6 protein-coding genes are annotated in these 6,214 nt (G+C 60.8%); 5 read left to right on the top strand and 1 reads right to left on the bottom strand.

Going from position 1 to position 6,214, the window contains the following annotated elements:
• Positions 1–239: 239 nt before the first annotated feature.
• From IVA82_RS17065 to IVA82_RS17045, 5 genes are all read left to right on the top strand, one after another.
• Positions 240–644 carry a hypothetical protein gene (locus tag IVA82_RS17065; RefSeq protein ID WP_247387332.1) on the top strand — a complete coding sequence of 135 codons (405 nt, stop codon included), beginning with the start codon at positions 240–242 and terminating at the stop codon, positions 642–644.
• A 185-nt stretch (positions 645–829) separates the two neighbouring features.
• Positions 830–1,357: a spore coat U domain-containing protein gene (locus tag IVA82_RS17060; protein WP_247387331.1), complete on the top strand. Its 528-nt coding sequence runs from the start codon at positions 830–832 to the stop codon at positions 1,355–1,357.
• Positions 1,358–1,417: 60 nt separating this feature from the next.
• On the top strand, positions 1,418–2,098 hold the full coding sequence (locus tag IVA82_RS17055) for a molecular chaperone (protein ID WP_247387330.1): 681 nt from the start codon (positions 1,418–1,420) through the stop codon (positions 2,096–2,098).
• On the top strand, positions 2,067–4,484 hold the full coding sequence (locus IVA82_RS17050) for a fimbria/pilus outer membrane usher protein (RefSeq protein ID WP_247387329.1): 2,418 nt from the start codon (positions 2,067–2,069) through the stop codon (positions 4,482–4,484). Before IVA82_RS17055 ends, IVA82_RS17050 begins: the two co-directional genes overlap by 32 nt.
• The gene (locus IVA82_RS17045) at positions 4,481–5,437 is read left to right on the top strand and encodes a spore coat protein U domain-containing protein (protein ID WP_247387328.1); all 957 of its coding nucleotides are present in this window, start codon (positions 4,481–4,483) and stop codon (positions 5,435–5,437) included. The genes IVA82_RS17050 and IVA82_RS17045 overlap by 4 nt, the downstream gene beginning before the upstream one ends.
• A gap of 167 nt (positions 5,438–5,604) precedes the next feature.
• On the opposite strand, the gene IVA82_RS17040 is transcribed toward IVA82_RS17045, so the two are convergent.
• A complete protein-coding gene (locus IVA82_RS17040) occupies positions 5,605–6,015 on the bottom strand; it encodes a hypothetical protein (RefSeq protein WP_247387327.1) in 411 nt (136 codons plus the stop codon).
• Positions 6,016–6,214: the final 199 nt, after the last annotated feature.

Raw genomic sequence — 6,214 nt, 5'->3', positions numbered from 1 at the left:
CCCGGCGCGAACTGCGTTGTAGCGCGAATTGCGTTGCAATGTGATCCGTGCGTCTACGGTACGTCGAAGGTCGCATGAACGCCGGCGCTGCCGGCTCCTACATTTGAAACCGTGCTCACCTGACGGCCACCTCACTTGAGAGCTGCACCGCATTTGCACGGGTCGCCAGGATTAACCTGATCTTGGAGTTGTGCAGATGATCTGCGTCTTATGAACACCGAGGGAGAGGTCCTCCTCCCATGCTCAAAGACGGCACATACGCTGCGTGGTTCAAGACCCCGCTGGGCCAAGGCACCGGCATCGTCCATGTCGCAGACGGCCAAATCTGGGGACGTGACAGCGTCATGACCTACAGCGGCTCCTGCGAACGCGACGGAGATCGATTTACCGCGACCGTTACGACCAAGAGGCATGCCGAACAGCAGCCTACGGTTTTCGGAAGCGACGATGAACTCAAGCTGACGCTGGAAGGTACGTCCCTCGGCAAGATAGCTCGTGACGTTGGCACGGCTGAGCAGTTCCCGGGAGTGCTCCTTGAGGGAACGCTCATTCTCAGTGAAGAACAATCGCCCGCGCCAGCGGCGAGCGAGCCGCCAAAATTCAACCCTGCTAAACTCCCGAAACTGCCGAAGCGCTCCCGCTGATTCCGAGCCATGACGACGAAAACCCTCAGCATGATTCTGCGGCCGAAATCGCCATCGCCACGGTGGTGGCTGCACCACCGCACGGTCGCTTGGCGATCCCCGCAAATATACGGATGATGTTAACCAGTCATTAACCATGCAGCCATAGCGTCCGTACCGGCAGGAGGCAACGCGAGAGCTTGCCCATGAGTAAACGTTTCCGTCGCCGCGCCTGGCTGTCATCAACGGCCTGGACGAGCGGGCTCCTGATAGCAGGCGCGATCTTCGTGCCAGAACATGCCCGCGCCGCAACCGCGACGGGTCAGTTCAATGTCACGATCACCATCCAGTCGAATTGTGTCGTCCAGTCGGCGACCGACCTTGCGTTTGGATCGCAGGGCGTCCTTAGCGCGAACGTCGATGCCCAGAGCACGATCTCCGTTCAGTGCACCAATACGACGCCCTATACCGTCGGCATCAGTGCAGGGAACGGCGCCGGCGCGACCGTTGCAGCGCGCAAGATGACCGGAACGGCGGCAGCGACAGTGACCTATTCAGTCTACCGTGATGCCGCGCGCAGCCTTGTCTGGGGCACCACTATCGGAACGGACACGCTGGCTGGCACCGGAAACGGCAATCCTCAACCGATCACGGTTTACGGCCGAGTGCCACCGCAGGCGACACCGGCGGCTGGCGGATACAGCGATACCCTGACGGTTACCGTCACCTACTAACGGAAACATCTATGCGCCCACTGTTTGCCCGCGTGAGCGGGATCGCCTTCGCTTGTCTTTGTGCTGCCCGGGGTGGAGGCGGCGTCGCTGCGCGTCGCGCCTACCACTCTCGACTTGCAGGCGCCCGACAGCGCGGCGACGCTCAACCTGCGCAACGAGGACAGTCGCCCGATCAGCGTGCAGATCCGGGTGTTCCGCTGGACCCAGAGCCGCGATGCGGATCGTCTTGAACCAACAACCGACGTCGTGGCCAGCCCGCCCAGCCAGACCCTTGGACCCAACGCCGACTATGTCGTCCGTGTGGTCCGGATCGGCAAGCAGCCGGTCGCCGGTGAAGAGAGCTATCGTGTCGTTGTCGATGAGCTGCCGGATCCGGCACGGCGGCGACCGGGCGTCGTCAATCTCGTGGTGCGCTACTCCGTGCCGGTCTTTTTCCGTAGCCCTGACCTGGGACGCGCGCAGGTATCCTGGACCGTGGGGCGGAGCGGCAACGCCCTCGCAGTGACAGCGAGGAACGCCGGTCAGCAACGTCTCAAGATCGCCGATCTCAAGCTGATGGACGGCGCAGGGCGGAGTATCACGCTTCGCAACGGGCTTGTCGGCTACGTCCTTGGCAATGCGACCATGCAATGGTCGTTTCCCGCGGGTGGCACAAATCTGTCTGGTCGCTCCGTGACACTTTCCGCCCAGAGCGATGCCGGACAGATCGATGCGACAGCTGTCGTTCAACCCGGGCGTTGAGGCGGTCGTTCTGCTGGTTGGACTTGCCACATCGACGACGTGTGCACGGTCTGAAGGACTGATGGACCTTCCGAGTCCGACGGACGCGGTGGCCGCGACGGCAGAACGCAGCCTGCAGCTCAACGTCGTGATCAACGACAGCCCCGTCAATCTCATTGGATCATTCCAGCAGCGGCCCGATGGTTCGCTGGTGACAACGCCTCAAGAGCTCCGGGAAATCGGGCTCATCCCCGTCGAGGATGCAATTGGATCTGACGGCCTCGTACGTCTGGGTCGTCTGCCGGGTGTCACCTACCGGATGGACGAAGCAAAACAGATGATCCGGATCACTGCGCCCGATCTGGCACGGGCTCCGCACGTCATCAATATGCGGCCGCAAGCGGGAGACTACATTGAACCGCAGAGAAGCTATGGTGGCATACTCAACTATACGCTCTTTGCCAGTTCAGACGGAGCGTTCTTTCGCGACCTCAAGAGCTTTCAGGGATTGTCGGGCGCCTTCGATGGCCGGGTGTTCAGCCCGTATGGAACGTTCAGCCAGTCGCTCATCGCGAGCACGGCCGCGCAAGAGCTTGGCGGTCTGACGCGCCTCGATTCGACGTGGGCGTATTCGGATACGGAGAGCCTGATTACTTATCGCGGCGGCGACACGGTCTCGGGTGGTTTGTCCTGGACGCGATCGGTGCGGCTCGGCGGCGTGCAAATGCAAACCAATTTCGCGCTTCGTCCTGATCTGGTGACGCTGCCGATACCGGTGCTGTCGGGCAGTGCGGCGGTACCATCCACCCTCGATGTCTACACGCAGAATGTGAAGACCTTCACGGGTTCGGTGCCGGCGGGTCCATTCCAGGTCGCAAATCTCCCGGTTGCCACAGGCGCAGGAACCGCAAGCGTGGTGCTCAACGATGCACTCGGCCGACAGATTGTCACGACGCTGCCATTTTTCGTCTCAAGCCAGCTTCTCAGGGAAGGCCTCTACGACGTGTCGGCTGAGGCTGGCTTCGCGCGCCGTTTCTATGGCGTCGAGTCGAACAACTACGACGCTCGCCCGGTGGGGTCGGCCAGCGTGCGCTGCGGCTTGACCAATTGGCTGACGCTCGAAGGTCATGCCGAGGGCGGCGCGGGGCTTCTCAACGGAGGCGTGGGTGCGGCGTTTTCGCTTGGGGCTTTCGGCGCGGCCTCCCTTGCTGTTGCCGGCAGTCGTGTGGGCGAACGGACGGGTGGCCTGTTCAATGCGTCGCTTGAGATGAGCTTCTGGGGAGTATCGCTCTATGCCCGCACACAGCGGACCTTCGGCAACTACGACGACATTGCCTCGGTGACCGCCCCGATTCTTGATCCGAAACTCAGCGAATTCTCCTTCTTCAACGCCCGCGTACCAAAAGCCCTCGATCAGGTCAGCTTCGGACTGCCGCTGCCGTTCGATCGCTCGAATCTCAATTTCAGTTATACACAGCTTGAAAGCGCTCTCGGAGACCGCAATCGCATCGTCGGGCTGTCATACAGCCGCAGCTTTCTTCGCGACAGCACGATGTATGTCACCGCATTCAAGGATATTGACGACAGCAAGAGTTTCGGCATTTTCGCGGGGATTTCGGTACCGTTCGGGAGTGACGTCACAGTTTCCACTGGGGTTCAAAGTGGACCGAAAGGAGCTTCCGTGGTGACGGACGCAATGAAGTCCGAGAGACTTGAAGAGGGAAGCTACGGCGCGCGCGTGCGCGACGCCGAAGGCAGCACCCCCAATCGCGCCGCGGCGGCGAGCTACCGCGCATCGTTCGGGCGGATTGAGGCGGGCGTGCAGCAATACGGCAGCAATACTCGTGCGACGGCGCAGATCGATGGTTCCATCGCCTTTGCAGGAGGGGGCGTCTTTTTCGGCAACCGCATCGACGATGCCTTTGCCGTGGTGAACGCCGGCGCTCCCAATGTCGCCGTGCAATATGAGAATCGACCTGTCGGAGTAACCGATAGCCGTGGTCTGCTCCTCGTCCCCTATCTGAACTCCTACCAGAAGAACAAGATCTCGATCGATCCGAAGAATTTGCCGGTTGATGCCGACGTGCCGAGTACCCGTGAAGTCGTGGTGCCGGCCGACCGCAGCGGTGTTGTTGTCAATTTTGGGATATCGGAAGCGCCGAAGGCCGCGCTCGTCACGTTCACTGACGGGAAGGGCAAATCACTCGCCGCGGGGGCGCAAGGCCATCTGGAGACCAGCAAGCCAACGTTCATCATTGGCTATGACGGGCAAAGCTATATCCAGGGACTGGCCGACCAAAACATCGCGGCGATCGATCTTCCGGACGGCGGCTCGTGCCGCGCCGCGTTCAGCTACGCTCCGAAGCCTGGCGAACAGGTCGTCATCAAGGACGTGGTCTGCCAATGAGACCGACCGCCACATCGAAATGGCTGCTTGCCGCACTTCTGCTGGCCGCTCCATCAACTGCAAGGGCGCTCACCTGCAGTTACAGCGTATCGAATGCGAGTTTCGGCTCGGTCGACATGCTTTCCGGCAGCGCCGTCGATACGACCGCAACGGTCGGCATCAACTGCAGTGGTTTGCCTTTGGAGAGAGTCCGGCTCTGTCCTAACCTTGGCGCCGGCAGCGGCGGCGCGACGGCGTCGGCACGACAGATGGCCAGTGCGGCCAACAAACTCAACTATCAACTTTATCAGAACTCCGCCCGCACGACGGTGTGGGGCTCCTATTTTTGGTCGTTCTCGGCGCAATCGCCGGCACTTACCTTGGACTTGAACGCCCTGGGCAGTGGCGCGCTCACGCCAACCATCTACGCCCGCGTGTCCGGTGGGCAGTCGACCGCGCCCACTGGGTCTTATCTGTCGACGTTCTCCGGGATTGACGCCCAATTGGGTTATGCAACCTGTCCCCTCGGTGTCTGTCCCGCCTGCAGTGCTTCGTTAGCGGGGTCGACAAATGCAAGCTTCACGGTGAATGCAAGTGTGCTGAACAACTGTCTGGTCTCCGCCCAGAACATCGACTTCGGCGCAACCGGCGTCTTGAATGCGAACGTCGACGCGACAGGTCAGCTCACCGTGACCTGTACGCCAACGACGAGCTATACGGTCGCCCTCAACGGCGGCACCACGGGTTCTCCGCCTGCCAGCCGCAAGATGTCGAAGGGATCGGAGACCGTGACCTACGGCCTCTACCAGGACTCGGCCCGGTCGCAGGTCTGGGGTGATACATCCGGCACTACCGTACCCGGAACGGGCACTGGCCTTGCCCAGAGCCTCATCGTGTACGGCCGCGTGCCGCCGCAGCCCACGCCGTCTCCAGGTCTGTACTCTGATACGGTTGTTGTAACTGTCACTTACTGAACTCACAAAGGCACCTCAAAAGACGTGCTGCCAGACTGCCTTCGCGTTCCGATCGCGCGACGACATTGAGTAGCTTTTTTGCGGTTCAATCGACCTGCGAGGCGGAGGCGGTCATCAAATGCGAAACGAGTGCCTGATCTGTCTCAGCATCGACACTTCCTTCGCCATCAAGCGGTCGGCCGCCCCGTGGATTTAAAGATGACTTTGATCTCCTCGATGGCCTTTTGCGTATCAGGATGATCGAGGTCGATGCTCCGCAACTCATCCAGCAGGGTGAGCACCAAATCGTGAGCATCGGCATAATCGGGCGCATCAGCGCGCAAAACGTGCAGGATCAGCGCATAGCTGATCAAGGTCGGATTGTAGCTGTGCCCTAGCTCCGCCAGCATGTCATAGGGGACCGTCTCAACGGTGGCCGCCATCTTGCGCATGATCTGAGCGGGACGCTCGTTCTGCCAACCGTTCATGCGATCAGCCAAGCTGGTGAGGAGATCAACCATCTCGGCTTGAAGCGTAGCGTAGCTATCAATGGCGCTTACGTCGGCAAGCGCTGCGACAACGTCGGCTGCCTTGGGCATCGGTGCTCCCCTTATCGTAGCATTGGACCACGGCGGTTTCGTTGTCCACGCAACGCGCTCGGGGCAGGAATGTTCAAGGGTGGCCTTTCGAGCCTCTGTTAGCGTTTCATTTTTTGATGGAAGCGTATCCGGCATTAACGAAGTAGTTGCTGCATTCGACGGGCAGAACGCTTCTGACGAGGTGGCCGATGTGGTCGCA

It is taken from the genome of Bradyrhizobium sp. 142, assembly GCF_023074015.1.
In the GTDB taxonomy this organism is placed as follows: domain Bacteria; phylum Pseudomonadota; class Alphaproteobacteria; order Rhizobiales; family Xanthobacteraceae; genus Bradyrhizobium.
This window is presented reverse-complemented; position numbering and strand designations above follow the sequence as displayed.